Annotated in this window: 15 protein-coding genes; 2 read left to right on the top strand and 13 right to left on the bottom strand. The window is 65.2% G+C overall.

The window, feature by feature from the left end; translation table 11 throughout:
- The 8 genes from JS531_RS02435 to JS531_RS02395 form a co-directional block, all read right to left on the bottom strand.
- Positions 1 to 1104: a glycosyltransferase family 4 protein gene (locus JS531_RS02435; RefSeq protein ID WP_214312117.1), complete on the bottom strand. Its 1104-nt coding sequence runs from the start codon at positions 1102 to 1104 to the stop codon at positions 1 to 3.
- Positions 1101 to 1703 carry a serine acetyltransferase gene (locus JS531_RS02430; RefSeq protein ID WP_240541999.1) on the bottom strand — a complete coding sequence of 201 codons (603 nt, stop codon included), beginning with the start codon at positions 1701 to 1703 and terminating at the stop codon, positions 1101 to 1103. The genes JS531_RS02435 and JS531_RS02430 overlap by 4 nt, the downstream gene beginning before the upstream one ends.
- Positions 1703 to 2887, bottom strand: a complete 1185-nt coding sequence (locus JS531_RS02425; RefSeq protein ID WP_214312115.1) for a hypothetical protein — start codon at positions 2885 to 2887, stop codon at positions 1703 to 1705. The genes JS531_RS02430 and JS531_RS02425 overlap by 1 nt, the downstream gene beginning before the upstream one ends.
- Positions 2884 to 4692: a glycosyltransferase gene (locus tag JS531_RS10945; protein ID WP_240541988.1), complete on the bottom strand. Its 1809-nt coding sequence runs from the start codon at positions 4690 to 4692 to the stop codon at positions 2884 to 2886. Before JS531_RS10945 ends, JS531_RS02425 begins: the two co-directional genes overlap by 4 nt.
- Positions 4689 to 5873, bottom strand: a complete 1185-nt coding sequence (locus tag JS531_RS02410; RefSeq protein ID WP_346427750.1) for a glycosyltransferase — start codon at positions 5871 to 5873, stop codon at positions 4689 to 4691. The genes JS531_RS10945 and JS531_RS02410 overlap by 4 nt, the downstream gene beginning before the upstream one ends.
- Positions 5870 to 7375, bottom strand: a complete 1506-nt coding sequence (locus JS531_RS02405; protein ID WP_214312113.1) for a polysaccharide biosynthesis tyrosine autokinase — start codon at positions 7373 to 7375, stop codon at positions 5870 to 5872. Before JS531_RS02405 ends, JS531_RS02410 begins: the two co-directional genes overlap by 4 nt.
- Before the next feature lie 171 nt (positions 7376 to 7546).
- Positions 7547 to 9517 carry a DUF4012 domain-containing protein gene (locus JS531_RS02400; protein WP_214312097.1) on the bottom strand — a complete coding sequence of 657 codons (1971 nt, stop codon included), beginning with the start codon at positions 9515 to 9517 and terminating at the stop codon, positions 7547 to 7549.
- Positions 9518 to 9522: 5 nt separating this feature from the next.
- The gene (locus tag JS531_RS02395) at positions 9523 to 10962 is read right to left on the bottom strand and encodes a sugar transferase (protein WP_214312299.1); all 1440 of its coding nucleotides are present in this window, start codon (positions 10960 to 10962) and stop codon (positions 9523 to 9525) included.
- Positions 10963 to 11442: 480 nt separating this feature from the next.
- On the opposite strand from JS531_RS02395, the gene JS531_RS02390 reads away from it, so the two are divergent.
- Entirely contained in the window at positions 11443 to 12444 is a 1002-nt protein-coding gene (locus JS531_RS02390; RefSeq protein WP_214312086.1) for a phage tail tip lysozyme, read from the top strand.
- Positions 12445 to 13133: 689 nt separating this feature from the next.
- Here the strand turns inward: JS531_RS02390 and JS531_RS02385 are convergent.
- Positions 13134 to 14063: an endonuclease domain-containing protein gene (locus JS531_RS02385; RefSeq protein WP_240541987.1), complete on the bottom strand. Its 930-nt coding sequence runs from the start codon at positions 14061 to 14063 to the stop codon at positions 13134 to 13136.
- 298 nt (positions 14064 to 14361) lie between these two features.
- Here JS531_RS02385 and JS531_RS02380 point away from each other — a divergent pair, with 298 nt between their 5' ends.
- The gene (locus JS531_RS02380; protein ID WP_214312084.1) at positions 14362 to 14805 is read left to right on the top strand and encodes a hypothetical protein; all 444 of its coding nucleotides are present in this window, start codon (positions 14362 to 14364) and stop codon (positions 14803 to 14805) included.
- A gap of 167 nt (positions 14806 to 14972) precedes the next feature.
- Here the strand turns inward: JS531_RS02380 and JS531_RS02375 are convergent, their stop codons facing one another.
- The 4 genes from JS531_RS02375 to JS531_RS02360 all read right to left on the bottom strand — a co-directional run bounded on the left by JS531_RS02375 (position 14973) and on the right by JS531_RS02360 (position 25328).
- Entirely contained in the window at positions 14973 to 16232 is a 1260-nt protein-coding gene (locus JS531_RS02375; RefSeq protein WP_346427751.1) for an Nramp family divalent metal transporter, read from the bottom strand.
- Positions 16233 to 16567: 335 nt separating this feature from the next.
- The gene (locus tag JS531_RS02370) at positions 16568 to 17404 is read right to left on the bottom strand and encodes an HNH endonuclease family protein (RefSeq protein WP_214312082.1); all 837 of its coding nucleotides are present in this window, start codon (positions 17402 to 17404) and stop codon (positions 16568 to 16570) included.
- Between the two features lie 82 nt (positions 17405 to 17486).
- Entirely contained in the window at positions 17487 to 18341 is an 855-nt protein-coding gene (locus JS531_RS02365; RefSeq protein ID WP_214312074.1) for an aldo/keto reductase, read from the bottom strand.
- Positions 18342 to 18626: 285 nt separating this feature from the next.
- Positions 18627 to 25328: an Ig-like domain-containing protein gene (locus JS531_RS02360; protein ID WP_214312072.1), complete on the bottom strand. Its 6702-nt coding sequence runs from the start codon at positions 25326 to 25328 to the stop codon at positions 18627 to 18629.
- Between the last annotated feature and the right edge of the window lie 406 nt (positions 25329 to 25734).

The raw sequence follows: 25734 nt of genomic DNA, 5'->3' as shown, positions 1-25734 counted from the left end.
TCACCTACCTTCCGCGACGAGTCGGGACAGCAGATCATGCCATTGGTCGAGGATCTCGTCCATGCTGAACCTGTCGGCGTCGTCGAGAGCGTGGGCGGAGTAGCGTTCCCGCCTGTCCGCATCGTTGATAAGACGGTTCACAGCCTTCGCCGTGGCGTCGATATCCCCTTCCGGCGTCAGATCGCCGTTCACGCCGTCGGTCACGATCTCCGCCGGGCCGGTCATGCAGTCGAAGCTCACGATGGGCAACCAGTACGCCTTGGCTTCGAGAAGCACCATCGGCAGGCCTTCGAAGCGGGAGGTCATGACGAACATGGCGGCCTTGCGGTAGTAATCGGCCATGTTGTCGACGCGCCCCTTGAGAACGAGCCGACCGCCGAGTCCTGCCGCAGCGATCTTCTCCTCCAGCATCGGGCGATCTTCGCCTTCGCCGAGGATGAGCCACCGCCAGTCAAGATGCTGCGGCAGCACCTTGGCCGCCACGTCGACCAGCATGTCGAAGCCCTTTTGGTAGGTGAGACGCCCTGAACTGATGATGGTACGGGATTCCACGTCATACCGCGGTTCCGGGGTGACGGTCCTCATCGGGTTGGGGATGGCGATGACCGGGCACTTCGGGTGCGCATTGCTCTCATAGAGCTGCTTATCGGCCTCAGTTAGCGTGACGATGGCGTCGGCCTTACGTGCGGCCCACCTGCGGGTGAGCTTGCGGTACGGTACACCCGGATTCTGCAGATAGTTGAAATGCTCCCAGGAGACGACCTTCACACCGGTGTGGCGCCTCAACGGCAGCGAATACATATCGAGGATGCCGTCGATGTCAATGAGTACGTCCACGTGATGGTCCGCGACCAGTTGGTGCAACCGCTTCACCGTATCGAAGTAATGCTGGATGCCGTGGGTGACGGTCGAGTACACCGTACAGCGTGCGATCCGCGGATCGATGGCGAAGAACGGCTCGTCGGTCTCCTCGAACAGGCTGATGAACGAATACCGCATGTCCGCATCGGCCTGCGCGGCCAACGCATTGGCGATCAAGATGGAGACGTTCTCGGTGCCGCCGGAACGGGTGATGTCCCCGGAGAAGAATGCGACATGAGTCATCGTGCACCTCCATCCATCACCGAGTACTCCTCGTCGGGAACAAGGTCCGACACCTGATTATGGCAGTAGCCTTCCGTCGCGTTCTCGCGGTGAATCACGCGAGCCGGATTGCCGACGACGATGCTGTGGTCGGGAACGTCGAAGTTCACATAAGCGTTCGGCGCCACCAGCACATCGTTGCCGATGTGAATGCCGCCGACGATGACCGCGTTGGAGCCGACCCACACCCGGTTGCCCAGTTGCGGCACTCCCTTACGGCGGCCACGGTTCTCCTGTCCGATGACCACACCCGGACTCAGGTTCACATTGCTGCCGAGACGGGCCTCGCCGTTGACAATCACGGTGCCGCGATGACCGATGAACAGGCCGGTACCGATGCGGGCGCCATAGCCGATCTGGAAGCCGGTCTGCTTCGACATCCGCAGCAATCGCAGCCTGTACCAGTAATGCAGGAGACCACCGCGATGGGCCTGTGCCTTGCGCAGCACGGTGGTGTAGCGGAATCCCATCTGCATGAGACGCTGTTTCGCCATGGTGCTCCACGACGATTGCGCCGCATAGCGGAAGCAATCGGAACGAATCAATTTATTCACGTTCATCACACACCTCCATCAATCAGCACACGTTCCTTCTGGGTGAGCGGAATTTTCTGATAACGGTTGAGCACCAGCAGATGCAGTACCGGGAACGTGGCCGCCTCATGACGTGTCCAGGAACCGAAATCGGGTTCGAAGATGAACGAGCCCAGCATGTAACCAAGGAACACACACACCGCAAGGAACAACGTCGACTCGTCAATCCGGTTAATCTGACGCAGCAGGTTCACCATGTAGGCGGTCACCATGCACTGGAAGGCGAAGAACGGCAGATAATACGCGCCGCGCATCGTCAGCTCCACCGGAATCATCATGCGGAACGCGTTGATGACATAATTCACCATGAACAGCGGAAGGCCGTCTCCCGGAATCAGATTGAGAATCAACGTGGCGGAGTCGGCGCTGTCGCCGAATGCGGTGTCATATCCGGCACGCAGATTCATGATCTGCTGATACTCGGACGGCATGATCCGTTGAGCGGTCATCATCATCGCGTAGATCACCGCGAACAGCAGCACGATGATGAGCAGCACCGATCCCACGCCCAGTTGGCGACGGCTGCGGAAGAACTCTAGAATCACGTACACGGCGAGAATCAGTGCGGCAATGAGGATGTAGTACTCGCGGAAGAACGTGCTCTCGTAATACAGGATGCCGGCGCTCAGCAGCACCTTCACCAGCGCGTTGTCCAATGGGAGCAACAGCACCACGTACACGGCGAAGAAGAACGCGAACTGGATGATATCCTTGCCGATTGTGAATATGTAGATGTTGAGCAGACCCACGGTCGCCAGGATGAACAGCGACTGCAGCAGGTCCGGCGCTTCGGCCCGCAGAATCATGAACGCCACCAGAGCGGTGAAAATGATGCCCAGGCAGATGGACCAGTCCACCATGGTCTCCAGGTCCGCAAAGTTCAGACTGCGGAACAGGTCCGCGGCGATCTCGTAGCTGCCGCCCCACGCGTTGTCGCCCGCGGTGCCCAGCATCATGGCGAGCATGCGGTTGTTGTCATAGAAGTACTTCGGCGGCAACAGGTACGCCACCATGACCTTGGCGGCGATCATCACCGGGAGGATGAGCGCGAGCAGCGCGTTCTTGTTGCGCAGCTCCATCGCGAGACGACGCTGGCGACGCTCCTTGCGGCTCATCCTCGCCGCGCGTGCGGCGGAAACGGTGCCGTTCATCGGACATCACCCGCCTTCACACGCACGGTATCGCCTCCCGAAGCCTTCGCGAGCGCATCCAAATAGAAGTCCTGCAACCATGCCGCGTTCTTCGTGATGTCGAAGCCGGCCTTCGTCACCAGTTCCGGTCCTTGCGTACGATCGGCGATCTTCGGCGCAGCGGCCTGCGCCAGCACGCGCTTCGCCCACTCGTCCGGGTTTGCGGCGAGCGGCACGATCTGCACGTTGCCGGTCACGTCGCACTGCTTGGGCACGCGGTCGGAGATCGTGCACGGCAGACCGGAGGCCTGCGCCTCGATCATCGTGAACGGCAGACCTTCGAACAGGCTCGGCAGGATGAACGAATCCATGCCCTGCATGATGCGGTTCACATCGGAACGCACGCCGAGGAAGCGCACCGCGTCATGCAGGCCGAGCCCATCGGCCTTCGCACGGATGCGGTTCTTGAGCTCGTCGTTCAACTCGCCGCCGCCCACCAGCCACAATTCGCTGTCCGGACGAATCTTGTGCAGGGCGGCGAAGATATCGATGAGGAACTCGTGGTTCTTCTGCGGGAAGAACCTGCCGACATGCCCGAGCACGAACGCGGAATCCTTCACGCCGAACTCCCCACGCACCTCGGCGCGCACTGCCGGATCGAAACGGTACAGGGACGTGTCGATGGCATTGCGCTGCTGGATGACGCGGCCACGGTTCTTCACGCCGAACAGCCAATCGCCCGCCTCCTCGCCGCACGCGAACATGTGCGTCACATACCTGGGCAGACGCAGGCGGAAGTATTCGCGGAACACGGACTTCACATCGAAGCCCACCGGACGGTTGTGCGCGTGCGCGATGCGCACCGGCACACCCAGCTTGTACGCCTCGCGCAGGCCGAAGTAGCTGCGCTCCTCAAGGTTCGAGTGGATGATCCGGTATTCCGGATGCGCCTTGAGGAATTCACGGAACTCCTTCTTGTACCGGCCGAAATACTGGGGGTACATCGGGCACATGCGGTAGATACGCCCGCCGAGACGTTCGATCTCGTCCTCGTAGGCGGCGTGGTAGTCGCGGTTGACGAGGAAATCGTACGTGACCTTGCTGCGGTCCATGTGGCGCAGATAGTTCATCATCATGGTCTCCGCACCGCCGCGGTCCATCACCGTATCAAGCACGAGCACGCGCACCGGACCGTCGCCGGGAACGTTCGATTCTATAGAATCGGACGCAAGACCGGACTCAGCACCGCCGAAACCGACGGATTCTATAGAATCGGACGCCACGACGGACGTACCAATCACCTCGCCGGAAACCGCCGCGCCACTGGAACCCGCCGCCTTGCGGCGAATCGGCGTGACGGACAGCGCGGCGTCCATACGAACCACGGAATCGGCCGGAATGTCGCCGGAGATCACGCAACCAGCGCCGATGACCGTGTTGTCCCCGATATGTGCGCCCTTGAGGATGGTCACGTTGGAGCCGATCCAGCAGTGGCGGCCGATCGTCACCGGCGCCTCGGAATACCCCTGGTCCTTGATGGCGATCGTCGGGTCGGCGAAGCGGTGGTTGTGGTCGTACACATGCACGTTCTCACCGAAGATGGTCTCATCACCGATCGTGATGGACTTGCGGGCGTGCAGCCCACACCCGTTGTTGAAGAACACGTTGTCGCCAAGCGTAATCACGCCGCCGTTCTCCACGGTGGCCTGGAATCCCCTGCGCATGTGGAAGCCCCGACCCCAGCGCATATGACGGCCGTAGATTGCACGGTACAGGGCCTTGAGCATGAGACCGGTGAACCGGTACCAGACCTTGATGAGGATCATGCCGGCACCTCGCCCTCATACCGCGCGGCGATCGTATCCAGCATGCGGTCCAACGTGAACCGTTTGAGATACGTGCCGCGCACCTGTTCGGACGGCAGCGGGTCCGCGAGCAGATCCAGCACGGCCCTGGCTCCGGCCTCCGCATCCCCCACGGGGAACAACGCGCCGTTCACGCCGGGCGTCACCACCTCGCTGTTGCCGGTGGTGTCCGTGGCGGCGATGGGCACGCCGGCACGCAGCGCCTCCACCAGCGAATACGGCATGCCCTCGTACAGGGAGGTGAGCAGATACACGTCGAACGCGGAGACCACATGCTCCGCATCCGAGCGGTAGCCGAGCAGATGCACGTGGCCGGCGATGCCCGCCGACTCGACGGCCTCACGCACGGTATCCTCGAGATCGCCGTCGCCCACCATCACCAGGTGCGCGTCCGGACGGGAGGCGACCACCTTCGCCATCACGGCGACGGCCGTCAACGGATCCTTCTGCTCCACCAGTCGGGCGGTCACACCCACCACGGGAGCCCCGGACGGGACGCCCAACTTGTCCAGGCCGAGCAGCGCACGCGCCTCGGCGCGGGACGGCACCGGAGCGTCGGCCACGCCGTTGTACACCACCTCGAACTTGCCGGGCTCGTCGAGCCGCTCGGCGAGCGCGGCCTCTCGCTCCCCCGCGCTCACGTTGAACGTGAGCGCGGTGGCGTGGCGGCTCATCCACCGCTCCAATCCCACGAACACGAAGCGCTTCCTGCCGCCGAACTCCGGCGCCTGGAAGGAGTAGGCGTGCGGCGTGTAGAACACGCGGCGCACCCCGTAGCGTCGCCCGCACAGACGCACGGCCATGCGGACGATCACGCCGGCCTTCGAGCTGTGGCAGTGCACCACTTCGGGACGGACCTCGCGCATCACGCGCATCACGGCGCGCAGCGCGCGCAGCTCGCGCGCAGGGCTGATGGGCCGCACCAGATCGTCGCAGGGGATGAGCCGGGCGTGCTCGGCCATGCGCGGGATCGCGGCACGGTAGTAGTCGTCGATGCGGGAGGTGCCGTACATCACCGTGACGTCGAACCGTTCGCGGTCGAGTCCGGTGACGAGGTCCACCACGTGACGGCCGCAGCCGCCCATGGCCTCCTGGATGATGAGTACACGTCTGGGTACACGGCTGGGTACAGGTCGGGTCACGCGCGCTCCTTCCTGCCGCCCTTGCCGCCCGAATGGCCCGGACCGGCCTTGGCCGTCCTGCCGCCCTTGCCGTCGCCCGCGTAGTCGCCGTAATAGTAGTAGCTGTTCTTGCCGCGGCGGACGTGGTCGTTGTTGAACACGGTGCCCACCGGCTCCACGCCAATCATCGTGAACTCCTGCATGATGTCCCTGAGCTGCTTCTTGACGGTCACGCCCTGGCTGGCCACGAGGATGAGGCGCGCGCCCTCCTTCGCGAAGACGGCGGCATCGTTGGCCACGCGCATGGGCGTGGTGTCGATGATCACGTGGTCGTAGGAGGAGGCCACCTGACGCATGAGCTCGCGCATGGCGTTCGAGTTGATGAGGATGCTCGGGTTGGTGGTCTGGTCGCCGGCGGGCAGCACATGGAAGTTCGCCTTCCAGTACTGCTGGATGGCGTCCTCGGAGGACGCCTGTCCGGCGAGCAGGTGGCTCAGGCCCACCTTGCCGTTGATGTTCAGCGCCTTGGCCACGGAGGGGCGGCGCAGGTCGGTGTCCACGAGCAGCACCTTCTCGCCCTTTTCGGCGAGCGCGGCGGCGAGGTTCACGGCCACGGTGGTCTTGCCTTCGTGCTGGCCGGCGGAGGAGATGACGATGACATTGGACTGTTCGGTGCGATCCGGCGCGATGAACATGAGGTTCAGGGCGAGGCGGCGGATGCTTTCCGCGGCGCTGCCGGAGGGTGCGGAGATCGCCACGGGGGCGCTGGCCTGGAACGCGTTGTCCTTGAGGATCACGCCAAGCGTGGGGGCGTCGGTGATGCGCTGCAGGTCGGCGATCTGGCGCAGGCGCTTGTCCGCGGCCTCGATGGCGAGCGCCGCGCATGCGGCGGCGACCACGCCCACGAGCGCCATCTTGAACATGAACGACTTCACGTTCGGCGAGCTGGGATTCTGCGGCACTTCGGCCTGACGCACCACGGCGAGGTTGAGCAGGCTCAGCACATACGTCTTTTCGGAGGCGTACGAGTCGTCGGAGATCTGCTCCTTGAGGCTGCGGCTCACCGCGTTGGCGGTCTTCGCGGCGCGCTTCGGGTCCGTGTCGGTCACGGAGACGTTCACGAAGTACGTGTTCTGCGCGGTGACGGCGATGCGGGCGCCCAGCGCGTCCACAGACGTGTCGAGGCCGAGGTCGTCGATCACCGGCTGGAGTACGGCGGGCGTGGTGACGAGCGTGGGCAGGGCGCCCACCTGGCCGGAAATGTAGCTGGTGTCGCCGGAGGCGTCGGCCGTGGGGCTGGATTTGGCGGAGGATCCGTCGCCGTCGGATCCGTCGCCGGACGAGGCGTTGGACGAGCCGTATGCGGCGGAATGGTTCACGCTGGCGAACATCTGCGTGGTGGCGGTGTATTGCGGCGTCTGCCGGCTGACGTAGGCGTAGCCGCCGGCCAGGACGGCCAGCAGCACGACGAGTTCCACGGCGAGGTGCTTGCGCAGCGCCTCGAGGATGTCGGCTACGGTCATGGTCTGCTCCTTACTGGTCGCGTGTGCTGTGGTGTGCCTCTGGTGTTTCATGCGTTGCGTATGGTGTGTTCTGCTTGGTACGGGATAGGGGCGTTGTGGCCGCTTCCGGTTCGTTTCTTTCCGATGGCCGATCGGATCGGGTGCGGCCGTCCGATCGCGACGGCCTTGCGTTTATTCGTCCCTGATGCGCGGCGTCTGGCGGATGGCGAGCCCCCGGTCCGCGGAGGCGGCCGTGCCGTCGGCGGCCATGGTGGAGGTGCGGACGCGCACGGTGGCCTCGAACGTCTCGCCGGGCGTGAGCTCCACGCGTTTGACGGCCACGGTGAGGCCGTCCAGGGTGACGAAGTTGTCGAACTCCGATCCGTCCGCGAGCGTCCAGGAGACGAGCCGGCCGTCGGCCGGCGCCGTCACGTACAGGAGGGTGGCATTCGTGCCGCCGGTGAGGCTGTCGATGCCGTCGCCGAGTACGTACTTCGGGGTGGAGGCCGCGTCGGCGGCGTCGAACGTGTTGGTCATCGTGATGTGCACGTCGTAGTCGCGGCTGCCGTCGGCCCGCTCCCCCACGTAGGTGGCGGTCGTCTCGCGTTCGAGATACCAGTCCATCTTCGATTGGGAGGCGTTGTTGACGTACACGCCCACGGTGGGCGTGCCCTCGGCCGTGCCGAGCGCGCCGCCGAGCGTCGTGTTTCCGAGGTGGCGTTGCAGCCCCTCGTCCGCCAGCCACAGTTTCACGTGGCCGTCGCCGGCCGTGGAGGACAGGGTGGTGAGCAGCCGGCTCAGGTCCAACGCTCCCGAGGTCATGGCCTTGCGGAACGTGGAGGAGGCGGCGTCCGCGAAGAACGCGTCCTGTTCGGCGTAGTCGTCGGTCCGATGGTATTCGTCGTGCAGCAGCATCCGCACGGTGTTGGAGCCGTCCAGCGTGGTGCCGTCCGTGAGCGTCACCGGTCCGGTGATCGTGAGGAGCCGCTGGAGGAACACCGGGTCGACGGCGAGCACGCCGTCCACGGTCCGCCCCTGCGTCCGCTCCCACATGGCCCGGGCGATGCGCCCGGTGCGGGTGAAGTCGGGGGTGATGTTCACGTCGTGCGCGATGGTGGCGAGTTTGTCGCCGAACAGTGACCGTTCCTCGTCCGTGAGCGGTATGACGGGTTCCTGCTGCTGTTCGATGGCCGTGTCCGAGATGAAATCGGAGATGGAGACGACGCCTCCGTCCACGGTCATGACGCCCCAGGAGGCGGGCAGGCCGCCGCTGGCGCGCACTTCGGCGTTGTTCTCGCCGATGATGAGGTACGTGCGCGGGTCGGATCCGTCCAAGTCAAATGCGGAGGGTGCGACCTGCGCGAACCGGCTGATCGTGTCCGTCACCGTGGCCACGTCGTCGAGCCGGTCCTTCGCCGTGTCCAGCATCGCGGTGAGCTGCGGCACGTGCGTGCCGCCGAGCCGGCGGAACTCCGCATCCGCGCGGGTGATGGTCTCGTTCGCGAGCCGCAGGTCGTCGGCGGCGTCCTCGAGCCCCGGCAGCGACACCTTGCCGTCGCGTATGCCGAAGTCCTTCACCTGCATGGTGTCCATGGCCGTCTGCAGCTGCGGCACGGCGTTGTCGGACACGTCCGCCATGATGCGCACCGCCTCGCGTACGGCCTTCACGTCGGACCCGTAATAGGGGATGAACTCCAGCGGCTTCCACAGCGGGTTGCCGGTCTGTGCGTACGCGGCGTCAACGTGTCCGGACAGCCGTTCGAGCGTCGCGTCCACGGCGTCCGTGTCACCGGACGTCATGGTGGCGCCCAATCCCGATGCGGAGGCGACCGCCGCCTGCAGCTCACGCTTGGCCGTCACGGCCGAATAGGCGAGGAACGCGGCCCACGCCGCCAGCAGCGCCACCGCCACCAGCAGGGCCAGCAGGATGCGGTGCCGACGACGCCGACGCTTCAGCCGAGCGACGCTCTCCTCGCTCATACGCCGCCGACGCCCACGATGGGAGCCTTCGGGCACATGGCTCAGATCGGGCGCCACCACGAACGACGGCTCGGAGGAGCCGGTGGCGGAAGTCTCGGGAACGGGCGAGGCCGTGTTCACGGAATCGGAGACGGAGCGTCCGGGCTTCCGCTTCGGAATACGGTTGGGAGACTCGTTCGTCATGGGGATCAGTACGCCCCCTTATGGCCGAGCACGGCGCCGACGGTACGGAACATGAGCACGACGTCGCCGCCGATGGACCAGTTCTGCACGTACGCCACATCCAGACGCTCGCTCTCCTCCGCGGAAAGGTCAGACCTGCCGGACACCTGCCAGGGGCCCGTGATGCCGGGCTTCACCAGCATGCGCGTGGCGTACACCTGGTTGTATCGGGCATGCTCCTCCGGCAACGGCGGGCGCGGGCCCACCACGGACATGTCGCCCCTGAACACGTTGAGGAACTGCGGCAGCTCATCGATGGAGAACCGGCGGATGAACCGGCCGACCGGTGTGATGCGCGGATCGTTCTTCATCTTGAAGATGAACCGGTCCTCCTGGCCGGTCTGCTCGGCCAGCTTCGCCTTGAGCTCGTCCGCATTCGTCACCATCGAACGGAACTTGATCATACGGAACGGACGCCCGCGCAGGCCGATGCGCTCCTGCGTGTAGAACACCGGACCACCGTCCGTGAGCTTGATGGCCAACGCAACCGGCAGCGTGACGATCAGCGAGCACAGGATCGCCAGCGACGAGACCACCAGATCGAACACGCGCTTCACCATGCGCACCGCCGGAGAATACTGGGACAGACGGATCGTGAGAATCGTCGTGTCCTGGATGGAACGCACCTGCGTTTCATGGCCCGCCACATCCGCGGCGGAGGAGATCAACGCCAGTTCAAGACCCAACGACTCCATGCGCACGGAGAACGTGTTGAAATTGTCCGAGAAGCGGCGGAACACGTCCGCCACCATCACCGTCTGGATCTGACGGCGCACGAACCCCTCGGCGAGCGCATGGCCATCATCGTACCTGATCAGCTCCACGCCACGGCCGGCTTCGGGCACAAGCGCGCGCAGACGCTCCACGTCATCGTCCGCCACGATGAGGTTCGTCTCCGGATCGAACCTCACCGGGCACACCGCCACAGGGCGGTAGTTCAGCTGCTCGCGCTTGTTCAGGAACCGCATCACGCGCTGGATGCCCTCCGGGGAACCCACCACCACCGTGGCGTACGCGTACGCGCCGTTCCCGCGATCGCGCGTGATGAACGCACGCGCCACCACACGCTCCGCCATCGTGAGCAGCGCACCGAACAACGCCACCAAGACGACGCCCACCAGCGTGAACCGCAGGTCGAGGAAGAACGTGGCGGTGCACAGGCCCACCCAGCAACGGCACAAGCCGGCGAACAGCTTCATGTTCAGCTGGTAGCCGTCGCCCATCACATGGCGGTGGTACACGCCGGAAAGCCGCAGACACCACACCCAGACCGCCGCCGCGACCACCAGATACGGCGTGAGCCCCACATCGAAGCCGAAACGCTCGGAATAATAAGGTCCCACCTCATCACGGACGTTCAGCACGGTCGCACCGGCGATGATGAACATGGACGCATCGCACAGCATCAATGCCAGATTGACGAAGAAGCGCCAATACAGCACACGGGACAGCTGCGCCTGGCGCAATATCGCTCAACTGTCTGACGGCATCGCTTGCGGTCTTCTCAGCCAGAGGGACGGTCTGACTCATCGGGCCTGTTCCACCTTTCTCCTTGCGTGTCTCCCACACGCAGCCCCGATAACCTCCACGGGGCGCAAGGCGACCATGGTACCGGGGTCGGGGGAACAAATACCCCCTATCGCGTGGCGAAAGGGCTTACAACGGCCGTACGGTGCCATCGGGGGCCACGACGACGAACCGGCCCCTCGCAGCGGAACCACGGCAGGCCGCACCACCTTCCCCCATCGGTTTCACGGACCCAGCCAATGTTCATCTTCACTACTACAATGGTGGATTAGTGAGTGCCAAGTAGTCGAACAATCGAATAGTCGAATGCGACGGACGCCGGACGCGGCGGACCGGACAAGGCTCAAGTAAGGAGCAACATGGCGAATCATCGCAGGAACACGCCCACGCTGAAATCCCTGAGCAAACGCCAGTGGATGCGCGCAGCGGGAGTCGTGGCCGCAGTGGGACTGCTCGTGGGGGCGGGCTTCGTCTCACGTGATTTCTACCAGCAGTCCCAGCATGACAATCCCATCACCGCATACTCCGCGACGGACGCCAACGCGCTGGACGTCTCCCGCGGCGGCGCACGCGGCGCCATCGACGGCAAGACCACCTACGTCACCGTCAAGATCAACGGCAAATCCCGCACCGTACTCGGCTCCGGCTTCACGGACGTGAAGTCCGTGCTCGACGCCGGCGAGATCGTGCTCGACCCGAACGACACCGTCGAACCGTCCCTCACCAGCAAAGTCACCGAATCCACGGTCATCACCATCGAACGCGCCGGCGCCACGCTCGAGACCTCGGACAGCGAAATCGCGTTCAACACCGTGAAGAAGGAGACCGACGCGCTGCCCAAGGGCCAAGAGAAGGTCGAACAGGAAGGCAAGGCCGGCACCATGGAGACCACCAGCCTCGTCACCCGCGCGGGCGGCAAGGTCGTCTCCTCCAACGTGTTCGCCTCCTACGTGAAGGAAGCCCCGACGGACAAGATCGTGCTCGTCGGCACCGGCTCCACCTCCTCGTCGTCCTCTTCCTCGGCAAGCGGCTCGGCCTCGCTCGGCACCACCGTGCCCGCCTCCGAAATGCAGTCCTGGGCGCACGACTACCTCATCTCCAACGGCTACAGCGAAGAGGACTTCACCGCCGCCGTGTACATCATCAACCACGAATCCGGCTGGAACCCGCAGGCCACCAACGCCTCCTCCGGCGCCTACGGCCTCCCGCAGGCACTGCCCGGCAGCAAGATGGCCTCCGCAGGCGCGGACTGGGCCACCAACTACCAGACCCAGTTCAAGTGGTTCGTGGGCTACTGCAACGGCCGGTACGGCGGCATCACCAAGGCGTACAACTACTGGCTGACCAACCACAGCTACTGATTTCACGTACTGATTCCTCGTACTGATCCGTTCGGCTGCGGCGCAGTCGGCACCATCGCCCCGTGGAGATCTCCGGATTCCACGGGGCGATACCGTATCATGCGCCAGACGATGCCCCGGACACATCTCCCTCCTTCGGTTCGCGGTCCTCCCAACCGAGGCCCTCCAGGAAATGAATCATGACACGGAGACCCGCCACGGCACCATGGCAGGCCTCCCTCCGCTCCACATGAGGACCACGCGCACCGGATTGTCCGTACACCATTCGAGCTTTGCGGGAGAAAACGGACGATGATGGCAAAAACCCGCGCCACCATTCCGGATTTTCAAGGATAATCGACAAATCGCGACGGGGACCAATCGGCATTCCTTCACCCGCCGACATTCCCGCAATACAAAACCCTTGGAATATCAAGGATTCACGCGCGGAGCCGCCGGCTCGGCGATGCCATCATAACCCGTTTCAGCACCACAACCCAAAATGCCGACGACATCGCAGTCGGCATTTCATGGAAAAACCCTGAAACGCGGAACGCCGACACGGATTCATGCCATCATTCCACTGGATCCTTCGAATCAGGCGAATGATGTACACGCATCCACGGCCGTGCACACCACATCCGCGGCCACGCACAGATACACTCCAGCCGACCACATCGGAACCACACCCAATCGGGCAGAGGCGATACTCACCGCAACGCACGGGCGGCAAGTCTGGACAACCGTTCCAACGGCATGGCGACGACATGGAAGTCGAACACCGCACCGCGCGTCGCAAGGGCCCGGGCGACATGGAACGAGAATTCCGCCTGCGAGGCCTCGTCGGCGAACGTGGAGGCATTCGCCTCCAGAATGATCCAGCCCCGACCGCGCAACGGATTGCGTTTCGCCTGGTCTCGCCGCCATTGCCGCTTGTCCACGCGATGCTGGTCGCCATCATACTCGACGGCCACACGGTGTTCCGGCCACGCCACGTCCAGGGTCATGGCGGCTCCGGATTCGAACCGCATATCCGGCACCACATAATTGGTCCGCATCACGGGGATGCCATGCCGGCGCAGCATGAGATGACCGCGCGATTCCTGCGGCGACGCCACGTTCGGCATGATCAACGGCAATGCGAGCCGGCACCTCGCGATGCCGTTGAAATGCGTCATGCCGTCGACCAACGTCACGAACGACCGATGCGCATCACCAGCGTCGGCATCATGGGCGGCCAGCCGCTTGGCCTCGATCACGGAATCACCGAGAACGATCAGGTCTTCGAGGGAGACATGGACCGCCATCTGCGCCCACGTCTGAAACAGATCCAGCGCGTAGACGTGCCGGTTGATCCTCACGATGGCGTCATCGCCGACGCCCTTCCATACGTGCGCCTGGGCGTACGGCGTCTTTACCCGGTTCCTGCGCCGCTCCGAGCTCGACACCGTGTGCAGCATCCGCGGGTCGAGGTCGAAACTCGCCGGCACCGGCACCTGCTGCAGCATCAGCGATGTGGTCATGCCGAACAGCAGCCGCCGGTCGAGACGCATCGCCTCTTCGACGCACAGCCTTGTGACCTCGCGCTTGCGCTGCGCCAGGCTTTCCTGCATCGACGCCGCAGCATCGACGGTGTTCATGTCATCCATATTCGGACCGTATCGGTTCGCCGCCATCCATCATGATGATTTCAACGAATGTGGATAGAGCCCTCGTAAATCTTCACAATTCGGTTGACGGCCTGAACCGGATGCCATGTGCCTCGAAGGCACCACCCCCCGGAGACACCGCCCCTTAAATACCCACCCGTTAGCACTGAATACACGAGACAAAAACCATGTATTTAACAGACAATATTCCATCCATATATGCCATCATCTGATATACAATTAGCCTTGTAATTACTTAGGAAATAGACAAACAATCAGGGAGACTATTATGGCATCCGCATTGCAGGGATTCGAGGAAGTGCAATTGGTCAAGCCGATCGGCAAGACCGTCATGACCTTCACCAGCAGCGCCATCCGCTTCAACAAGGCCACCGCGGAGATTCTCGGATACCCCGCCTACGTGAAGGTGCTCGTCAACGAGAAGACCCGTCAGGTGGCGATCGTCCCCACCACCGCCAAGGCGGAGAACGCGGTGAAGTTCAGCAAGCCCGAAGGCAAGCAGGCCAGCTCCGTGAACGTCAAGGATTCCGCGCCGATCGCAGCCCTCGCCAAGTTCTTCACGCTGCCCGAGGCGCCGGAGGGTGAAATCGCCTACCAGCAGGTCACCGGCACGTTCCATGCGGACGACAAGGCCGTCATCTTCGACGCGGACGCCGCCGTGGCCGGCACGATGAAGCGCCGCGGCCGCAAGAAGGCCTCTTCCGCCGCCTGATCGGAACCCACCCAATACCACAAGTATGACTGTTGCCCGCCGACGCAACCACGCCGGCGGGCAACGGTCGTAAAGCCCCGGACATCCGGCCTGTGAACCGCACCGGCCTGTGACACATCCGGCCCATGAACCGTACCGCCCCTAGGCCGCCCCTAGGCCACACCGAATCACGCCATGCCGGCGAACGTCAGCCCGATGAGCAGCACATTCAACGCCACGATCAGCGCGGCCACACCCACGAAGATCGCATGCTTCGCCGGCCCATCCACGTACCGGCCCATGAGCTTCTTGTCATGCGTGTACCGCAGCAGCGGGATGATGGCGAACGGAATGCCGATCGAAAGAATCACCTGGCCAATCACCAACGCCTCCGTGGGGTTCGGCGCGAACCACAGCACCACGAGCCCCGGCACGAGCGTGACCACGCGGCACGCCCACATCGGCGCCTTGATGCGCAGCAACCCATGCATGATCTCCGAGCCGGCATACGTGCCCACGGATGTGGAGCTCAGCGAGGAGGCAAGCAGTCCCACGGAGAAGATGGTGCCGATCACCGGGCCCAGCACCGAGACGATGGCCCGCTGCGCCCCCTCGATGGAATCGGTGCCCTGCACGCCGTACAGGGAGTTCGCGGCGAGGATGAGCAGCGCCAGGTTCACGGTGCCGGCGAGCAGCAGCGCCCACACCACATCGATCTTCGAACCGTGCAGCAGCTCGCGCGTGGTGGGCCGTTCCTGACCGCCCGCGTAATGGTCGTTCACCAATGTGGAATGCAGGTAGATGGCGTGCGGCATGACCGTGGCACCCAGCATGGACGAGGCCATGAGCACCGAATCCGTGGTGGTGAACCGCGGAATCAACCCGCCCAGCACATCCGTGGGGTTCGGCGGCGCGATGAACAGGCCGGCGATGAACCCGAACGTGATGACGAGCAGCAGCGCAATCACCATCTTCTCGAACATGCGGTGCGTGCGACCGCCCTCGAACATGAGCAGCACGGTGGACACGGCGCCGATGACCAGACCGCCCACGAACAGCGGCAGCCCGAACAGCAGCTTCAACGCGATGGCGCCGCCGATGAGCTCCGCCAGATCGGTGGCGATGGCGATGACCTCCGCCTGCATGAAGAACATGAACCGTCCGCCGTCGCTCATGCGCTCGCCCAGCAGTTCCGGCAGCGATTTGCCGGTGACGATGCCGAGCTTCGCGGACTGGTATTGGATGAGCACGCTCATCGCATTGGCCACCACGAGCACCCAGACGAGCAGGTAGCCGTATCGTGCGCCGGAAGTGACGTTCGCGGCCACGTTGCCCGGGTCCACGTAAGCGACGGCCGCCACGAACGCGGGCCCCAGGATACTGGCGAGCGAATGTCCGTGACGGACCACGCCGGCCTCATGCCGCGCCGCCTGCCGTTCCTTCTCGATCTCCGATTCCACCCGTTCCGGCCCGCCGGCGAGCACGTAGTCGCGGTGCTTGTCCGCGCTATGCCGGCGCCCATAGCCTTTACCGGCGGCCCCCGTGGCCGCGGCACGCACCGCGTGCCCACGCCCGTAGCCCACGCCCTGACGTCTCGCGTTCGCGATGGTCGGATCGTTGGTGTCCTTGGCGCCTTCCACCACACGGTCGTCGTTCAGTCTCTGCTGTTGCTTCTGCACGTCCACATCCCCTCATGTATCCGCGCAACGGTATAGCGCACCCGTGTTACCGGACGCAACCGACGGACCATCGCACATCGCACGACGCGACGCGACGTGCGGCGTCACTGGTCCTTCGGGACCTCCTCGCCAGGGCAGCCGTGCAACACGGCGAGCATCGCATCCTTCTCGGCGGTCGTGACGGACAGGCCGTACTTGGCCTTCACGCCGATCTGACGCGCCACGTAATCGCAACGGTAGTCGCCGTTCGTCGGCAGCCAGTACGCGGCGGAAGCCGACCCCTTCTCCTGGTTGGCCGGACCGTCCACGGCGAGCAGATTGTACGGGTCGTTGCCGTACCGGTAGCGTTTCGCCGTGTCCCAGTCGCGCGCGCCGGACTGCCACGCGTTCTCCAACGCCACCACGTGGTCGATCTGCACGGCGGTGGACGTGTGCACGCCGCGCGTGAATCGGATGGTCTTGCCGGTGTATGGATCGTCGAGCGTACCGGATTTCACCGTGCATGCGTCGTGTCCGGTCAGGCCTTTGAACGTGACGTCCTTGAGGTCGCGTGCGAGGATGTCCTCGCGGATGTCGCAGCCGTTGCCGTCGTCGTCGGTCTCGCGATAGCCGAACGCGTCGCGGTCGTAGCCGGACGCGTTCTGTCCGTCGTCCACGGCGAGCGTGTTCAGCACGTCGACGGCGGGGCCGGCGGCGGCCGTCTCCCCCGTCACCTTGGCGAGGGTCGGGCTGATCTTCGGCAGCCCGATGCCGGCGCTCACGCCCGCGATGACGGCGATGACGAGCAGGATGAGCAGCCGTTCCGTCAGGCTCGTGCCGGTGAAGCGGCGACGGCGGAAATGCGTGCGGCCGCCGCGCGGGCCGTACGAACCGTACGTGCCGCGGCTGCGGGAACTGCGGGAACGGTAGGAGTTGCGGTAATTACGCGAGTTACGGGGCATGGTTCCTTGACTGTAGGCGTAGAGGTGTCCTGAACGACGTGCGCCCCGGACGGGACCGGGGCGCACGGAGGTGAATGATACGTCACGCGTAGGTGAAGGTGAGCGGATCGTGGCCGGCGCGGGTCGGGCCGTCGAGCTCGTCGATGGCGGCGTGCTCCTCGGGCTCGAGCACGAAGCCGAACAAGTCGAGGTTCTGCTTCTGACGGTCCGCATGCACGGACTTGGGGATGATGATGGTGCCGTTCTCGATGTGCCAGCGCAGGATCACCTGCGCCGGGGTGACGCCGTGCGCTTCGGCGATGCGTTCGATGGTGCCGTCGCCTGCGTTGAGGTCGGCGCCGCGCGCCATCGGAGAGTAGGCTTCGACGGCGATGCCATGCGCCTTGCAGAACGCGACGACCTCGCGCTGCTGCCACGTGGGGTGCAGCTCGATCTGGTCGACCGACGGCCATTCGCCGGTCTCCTCATGCAGACGCTCGAGATGCTCGGGCAGGAAGTTGCACACGCCGAGGGTCTTCACACGCCCCTCCTCACGGAGCTTCGTGAACGCCTTCCAGGTCTCGCCGCTGCGCCAGTCGAACGGGGTGGGCCAGTGGATCATGTACATGTCGACGTAGTCCACCTGGAGTTTGGCGAGGGAGTCATCGAACGCCTTGAGTGCGGAATCGTAGCCCTGCTGGGAGTCACGCAGCTTGGTGGTGAGCCACAGCTCCTTGCGCCGCTCGCCCGTGTTGTAGCCGGTGGCGGCGAGTGCGCGGCCCACGCCGGCCTCGTTGTTGTAGCCGGCGGCGCCATCGATGTGGCGGTATCCGGCGGCGAGCGCGCTTTCGACGACGGGCGTGACGCCGTCGTCGTCGATGCGCAGCACGCCGAGACCGATCTGCGGGATGAGATGTCCGTCGTTGAGGGTGATGCGAGGCACATGGATGGTGGTCATGAGAACTCCTTAGGTCTTGTGCTGCATATGACTGTACTGCATCGGACGGTCAGCGCCTGCCAGCACCCCATTGGCGAAACAACCAGTCAACAATCCGCCAGCCTGCTTCGCGGAATGGCTCCCCAGCGAAACGACACGGACATATGATGACGGCCCGTTTCGCGGAGATTCCTCCCCGCGAAACGGACCGTCATATCAGTGCCGGAGCGAATCGGCAATGGGCCCGGCGACTGTCAGACCAGTCGCCGATCAGCCCAGCCAACCGCCAATCAGGCCAGTCGCCGATCAGTCCAACCGACTGTGACCACGGCGACGCACCGCCAGCGCGGCACCGCCAACGGCAAGCGCAGCCAGCACGAACGACGCAACGCCTATCACGGACGCGCCGGTCCTGGACAGGCCGGCCGGACGTTTGCCGGCGTCGGTCTTCCCATTCGCACCGTTGCTCGAGCCGGAACCGCTGCCGCCCGAACCGGCCCCACCGCCGGGATTGTCCGTACCGGGCTTATCCGTACCGGGCTTATCCGTACCGGGCTTATCCGGATCCGGATCCGTCCCGGACTGCCCGTCCTTCGCCTTGACGGTGACGGTGCGCTTCGCGGTGGCCTTGTTGCCGGCCTTGTCGGACACGGTGTAGGTCAGCCGGTATTCGCCGGCGGTGGCGGTATCCACCGCGCCCTCAACGGTGATCGAGCCGGTCAGGTCGCCGTCCACGTCGTCCTTGGCACTGACGCCGGCGAGCGGATCGAACGCCGCGCCGACCTCGATGGTCGCGTCATCCACGCCCGTGAACACCGGCGCGGTCGTGTCCTTGTCGGACGGATCCGGCTTATCCGGATCCGGCTTATCCGGGTCGGGATTATCCGGGTCGGGATTATCCGGGTCCGGCTTATCCGGATCCGGATCCGGCGTCGCATCGTCCTTGACGGTCACTTCGAACGTGGCGGACACCACGTGCTTGGCGTCGCCGCCCACGGCCATGGACACGGTGACGGTCTGCGTCCCCGGCTTGGACGGGTCGTAGCCGCTGTACGTGAGCTCGCCGTCCGTGGCGGACAGGGGCGCGGTGGTGCCGCCTTCGAGGAGCCGGCGCACGGCGATGCCGTCCGTGGAGAGTTCCTCGCCCTTGGCGTATTCGGTCTTGGTCGGGCCGCTGACCAGTGTCAGTCCGGTCACGGCGGAGTCCGGGGCGTCGACGCGCACGAGCGAGAAGTCGTCGAGCACGGCCCATCCGCCGCCGTCCTGCTTCACGCTGAAGCCGACGGTGACGACGCCGTCCTCGCCCACGTGCACGGGCTGCATGGTGGGGTTCTTCCACTCATATCCGCCGTTCACCTGGCCGGGCAGTTCTGCGCGCACCGCGTCGCCCAGGGGCGAGCCGTCGGCGGATTTCGCGTACAGGCGGATGTCGTCGTTCTTGCCGGTATCGCCGGTGAGCCAGCCGGAGAACACGTACCAGCCTTCGGCCAGTCCGGTCACCTGCTGTTCCATCGTGAAGTCCATGGCGGAGGCGTTCCATGCGTCGAGGCTCTTCTTGCCTTCATGCAGGTTGTTCGCCTTGTTCTGGGCCTTCACCCTGACGGAGCCCTGCTTCTGGTTCCACGTGGGCGTCCAGGAGTCGAGGTCGTTCTCGAAGCCGCCGTTGGCGAGCAGGTTGTCGCCGGGCAGCGTGGGGTCGGTGACGGTCACGGTGAACGTGGCGGTCTTGCCGGCGGTGTCCGCGGCCTTGGAGGTGACGGTCACGGTCTTGTCGCCGGGCAGGTCGGCGTCGAAGCCGCTCACCTCGTACTGGTCGTCCGCGAGCGTGCCGAGCGTCTTGCCGCCGGCGGTTTCGGAGACTTCCAGTCCGGCGGTGTCGAGCCTGTCGCCGATCACGTACGCGGTCTTGGAGGGCTGCTTCGTCACGGCGATGCCGTCGGCGGCCGCGGGCGCGTCGCCGGTGACGGTGACCTCCACATCGGCTTCGAGCGGCTTGTCGCTGTTGTAGAGCGTGGCCTTCACGTGGATGGTGGCTGTGCCGCCGGCGAGCGCCTTGACGACGCCTGTCGTCTTGTCGACCTGTGCGACCTTGGGCGCGTTGGTCGTCCATTCGACGGACTTGAGCAGCACGTCGCCGTCGCCGCCGGTGCTCTTGGCGGTGAGCGCGAGCGTGTCGCCCACGTTCAGGTTCGCCTTGCCGCCGGTGAGGTCGTTGCCGTCGCCGTCGGTGACGACGAAGAACTCGGAGGCTCCGGGCGTGTTGGTGATCTCCACGGCGATGTCCGCGTATACGTTCGGCGACTGCTTCGAGGCGACGCGCACGGTGGCCTTGGCGGGTTTGACCGCGTCGAGTCCGTCGTAGTACGTGACGGGCGCGATGACGCCGTCCGCACTCACGGTGACGATGTCCGGGTTCAGCGACGTGTAGGTCACGTCCTGGCTGTATCCGGCCGGTTCCACGGTGGCGGTGACCTTGTGCGTGGCGCTGAGCGTGTCCTTGATGGGCACGAGCTTCACGCTGGTCGCGCTGGGTTTGACCGCACTGGCGGTGGGCTGGGCCGCGTAGACGGCGAGGTTGTCGAGCCTGGTGGTCCAGTTGAGCGTGCCGGCGCCGCGAGTGCCCCACAGCTGGATGCCGGCGAGGGAGCCGTCGTAGTCGATGCCTTCGGCGAACGGCACGGTGTGGGTGGCGGTGAGTTTCGCGTCGCTCTTCGACGTGACGGTGAACGTGATCTTCCGTGCGGCGAAGTCGAGTTCGACGTGCACGTTGTACCATGTGTCGTTCTTGTCGAATCCGCTGCCTACGGCGGTGGCGTCCGTCAGCGGGCTGTTCGTGTCCTTGGTGGACGACTGGCCGCCGGTGGCGTAGACGAGTTCCGCGCCCGCGTTGGTCTGCAGGCTCAGGTAGCGGTGGTTGGAGCCGTCGACGAGCGTGAGGAACGCGCCCTTGGAGCCGGCGGGTGCGCCCACGTTCCAGTCGGCGTCGAACACGACCTTGTCGTTGGAGACGGCCGTGGCGAACGTCTTGGACGTGGCGCGGCCGCCGGAGCCGCCGCCGGAGATCTCAAGCACGTGGCCGGAAGCGTCGTCGGAGTCCGCGGAACCGTCGACGACCTTGGCGCCGAGCTGGCCGCCGTAGTTGGCGAACCTGCCGAATCCGGCGTTGCTGCCCGCGTCGCGGTTGTCGAAGCTTTCGGACACGGTCGGGACGTAGACGGTGGCCTTGTCGCTGTGCTTGCCGTCCTTCGTGGTGGCGGTGATGACGGCGACGCCGGGCTTCGCCGCGGTGACGATGCCGAACGCGTTGACGGTGGCGACGGATTCGTCGCTGGACGTCCAGTCGACGTCGGTTTCGGTGGCGTCGTCGGGCGTGACGGCGGCGGTCAGCTGCACGGTGGCGGTCTTGCCGTCGGGCTGTTCGCTGAACGCGTCGGACTTGAGCCACACCTCGTGACGGTCGAGCGTGACGCCGGTGGCGGCGACCGCGTCCTTCTGCACCTTGACGACGAGACTGTCGGTGTAGCCGCCGTTGACCGTGGTGACGGTGACGGTGGTCTCGCCGATCGCACGGCCGGTCACGGTGCCGTCGGCGGCGACGCTGGCGATGGACGGGTCATCGGACTTCCAGGTGACGGACTTGTCGTCGGCGTCGTCGGGCGTGACGAGCACGTCGAGACGCTTCGTACTCCCCTGCTGGAGGGTGAGCTTGTCGCGTCCGAGCGAGACGCCCTCCACCTGGACGGGCACGGCGTGGACGAGCACGCTGGCCTTCGCGTCCGGATTGTCGTCGGACGTGACGGTGACGGTGGCGTCGCCCTCGCCCACGGCGGTGACGTTGCCGTCCTGGTCAACGCTGACCGCGTCCGGATCGGACGAGCTCCACGTGACTTTGTACAGGGTGGCGTCCTTCGGGTTCACGGTGGCCTTGAGCTGCGTGGAGCGGCCGTGGCTGAGCGTGATCGGGTCGGTCTTGTCGAGCGTGACGGACTCGACGGGCGTCTTGGTGGCGTCGACGGTGAACGTAAGGCTCGCCTTGCCGTCCGCGGAGGTCACGGTGACCTTGGTGGAGCCGGCGTTCTTCACGTCGAGCTGCACGACGGAGCCGTCGTCGACGCGCTGCTCCATGCGGCCCTTCGCGGTCTGCCAGGTCTCGCCGAAGAACGTGGCGACGTCGGTGTCGGAGGAGGTGAACGCGACGTTCCGGTCGCTCACGCCGTCGGCGAGCGCGGCGGACATGTCGACGTGGTCGAGGGCCTTCGCGGCGACGACGTCGCCGTCATGCACCTGCTTGCCGCCGACGGTGACGGTCAGGTCGTCGGCGGACGCTTCGGTCGCGTCCTTGACGGTGACGCGCGCGGTGGCCTTGGCGCCGCCGATCGTCGCGGTGACGGTGGCGGTGCCGGCCTTCACGCCGGTCACGAAGCCCTGCGGCGAGACGGTCGCGACGGACGGGTCGCTGGACGCGTACGCGATCGCGTCGTCGGACAGCACCGCGCCGGTCGGCTGGACGGTCGGCTGGAGACGCCGGGACATGCCGCCCGCGGTGAGCGTGAGCTCGGATTCGTCGAAGCCGATGGCGGTCGCCTTGGCGGGCGTCACCTCGTAGCGGCCATCGGCGTAGCCGTTGTCGTTGCTCAGCGGCGTGGTCACGTCCGCGGTCTTCGTCTTGGCGACGCCGCGGATGAGGTACGCGTACATGGAGTCCATCATGTCGCCGGCCTTGCCGGCCTCGGCGCTGCCCATCTCCTTGATGTTCGGGTCGCCGTTGTTGAACATGATGCGCTGGTTGACGTCGGCGGAGCTGCCGTCGGCGCTGGCGGCGCCGGGCGTGGGGATCCAGTCGGTCTCCCAGTAGTAGAATCCGCGCGTGCGCCCGTACGGGTTGGCGGTGTCGAGCGGGGCCTGCATGTAGTCGAGCAGCCAGTTGTACTGGCCGTTCGGGCTGCCGTCGTAGGCGGCCTGCGTCATCTGGCTGGTCTGCTGGTCGAACGTGGCCTTGTAGCGGGTGAAGCTGTAGCCGGCCTCCACGTTCACGTAGTCGTGCCGACGGTGGGCGTCGCTCGCGTTCATCGCGTTCGAGAACTTGATGATGTTGCCGCTGGAACGGCCGCCGTACAGGGAGTGCGCCTCGCCGTCGTATTCGGCGCCGTTGGCGGACAGACCCTCGTACAGGTTGAACGCGTAGGTCGGATCGTAGCCGTTGTTGGTGTGCACGTACGTGGGGATGCCGGGTGCCACGTCCTTGATGGCCTCGTAGGAGGCGGTGATGATGGCCGCATGGCCTTCGCTGGTGGCGCCTTGGGCGACGGGCCTGATGAGGCCGCCGTCCTGCTCGTTGCCGGTCTTCACACCGGCGAGGTTCACATGCCTGTCGACCAGTTCGGTCATGAAATCGTGCACATAGTTGTACACGATGGCCTTCATGTGCTTGAGGTCCGAGTTGGTGTAGGTGCCGTCATAGGCCTTGTTGAGCCATTCGAGCGGCGTGTACGCCTTGGCGGCGCTGATCCAGGAATCGGAGTAGTGGAAGCTCGGCAGGTAGCTCATGCCGAGTTCGGTGGCGCGCACGCCCAGTTCGGCGGAATGCTCCTTGTCGAAGTAACCGCCCTGCACCATGCGATACGGCATGGGGTTGCCGTCCGGGCCGTTCCAGCTCTGGTACATCTTCTGGGGCTTGGCCGTGCTCGTGTAGGTGTCGTTGCCAGCCTGCACGAAGATCATGTTGGTGATCGAGTTGACGCCGTGGTTGGCGAGGATGTTCAGGCAGTCCTGCTGGACGCCGTTGGCGAAGTACTTGCCGCCCTTGTCCTCGATGATCGGCAGGAACGAGACGTCCGCGCCCTTGGCGACGTTGGCGTCATGCATGGTGAACAGGTCGAGGTTGTCCACCCACGCGCCGTCCTGGCCGTTGCCGGTCCACGGGTCCTCCACGTACGTGCCCTTGCTGTTGTGCAGGGTGACGGATTTCGTGTACGCCTCGTCGTGCACGGTGTTCGCGTACACGGTGACCTCGTCCGTGTCGCCGGTGGTGAACACCACGCTGACGAGCGAGTAGCCGGTGGTGCCGGAGGGCGCCTGGCGGAGCACCGTGCCGTCCGCGCCCTTGACGCCGATGTTGATGCGGTCGCCGGTGGATTCGCGGTTGACGAGCAGACCGTCCTGGCCGCGCCAGTTGCTGTGCGTCTCGGTGGAGAACGTGTCCTGCCTGTCGACCTTGGTGCGTGCGGTGAGCACGTACTTGGTGTTCGGCGTGACCTTCACGGTCTGGGCGAGGGTGGCGCCGGCGCCGAGGCGCATGGCCTTGGAGCCGGTGTCCGCGTCGGTCTTGTCCGCCACGGTCACGTCGCCGGTGGTGGTCCAGCCGTCCGCGCCCTGTTCGAAGTCCCAGTTGCTCACGGTGTTGGAGTCGTCGGAGTCGAGCTGGAGGTTGAGGGCGTCGACGGCGAGCGCGCTGCCGCCCGCGGTGATGGTCACGGTCATCTGGCCGTTGTACACGAGCACGTTGCGGTGCGAGGTGGCGGTCCACTGGCCGGCCTTGAGGTAGGCGTCGAGCTTGAGCACCGAGTTGGGGCCGCCGGTGTCCGAGACGGTGAGGTTGGCGGTGTTCCTGCTCGCCGAGCCCTTGACATTGAGGTTCAGCGAATAGCTGCCCTGCGGGATGCCGGTGATGGTGCGGGTGATGGAGGCGCCGGCGGCGAGGTCGGCGTAGTGGTCGCCTTCGGAGGCGCCGCCCTCCACGGTCTGGACGTCGCCCTTGGCGGTCCAGCCGTCCAGGCCGGATTCGAAGCCCATGTTGTCGACCGGGCGGACGGTGGCGCCGGCCGCGGTGTTGGTCACGTCGGCGTTGGCGTTGGCCGCGGTGCCGACGGCGAGCATGGCCAGCGCGGTGGCGGCCGCGGCGATCACGCCGATCGCCTTGCGGGACATGCGCGGCGCGGCGGCGATGGCGCTGGTGGCGGCGCCGTGGGTGGTGGCGTGCGGAGCGCCTCCGCGGGTTGATGCCGCCACGCCCGATGCCGATGCGTGGTCGTGGCCAGATGGCGCGGACGCCATGAAGCCCGTCGCATTCCCGATCCGCCGTCTGATGTCGCGCAGCCAACCTCCCGATCGACTGTGTTTGGGTGTTCCGTTCATTGCTTGTCGCTCCCTCGTCGTCGTGCCCATAAGGTGCGTCATGAACCGGCTCGACACCGTCATGTATGTCCTGATTCCCTTACGAGCTCCTGTTGCTCTCCTCCGATGCACCCGGCGGTCACTGCATTGCCCGTCAGGTGGTACAGCTGTGTACCATACGGGACTTCACTCTAGCAGGGCGACGCCTTAAGGTCAACCGGTGTACCACCGTAGCGATTCACAGCCGCCAAGCCTCCCCAGCGAAACAACCCGTCACAACCCGACCAGCCTGCCTCGCGAA

Origin of the sequence: Bifidobacterium sp. CP2 (genome assembly GCF_018555635.1) — a bacterium.
Classification (GTDB): domain Bacteria; phylum Actinomycetota; class Actinomycetes; order Actinomycetales; family Bifidobacteriaceae; genus Bifidobacterium; species Bifidobacterium saguinibicoloris.
Note: the sequence above shows the minus strand (reverse complement) of the source record. Positions and strands in the feature narration are given on the sequence as shown.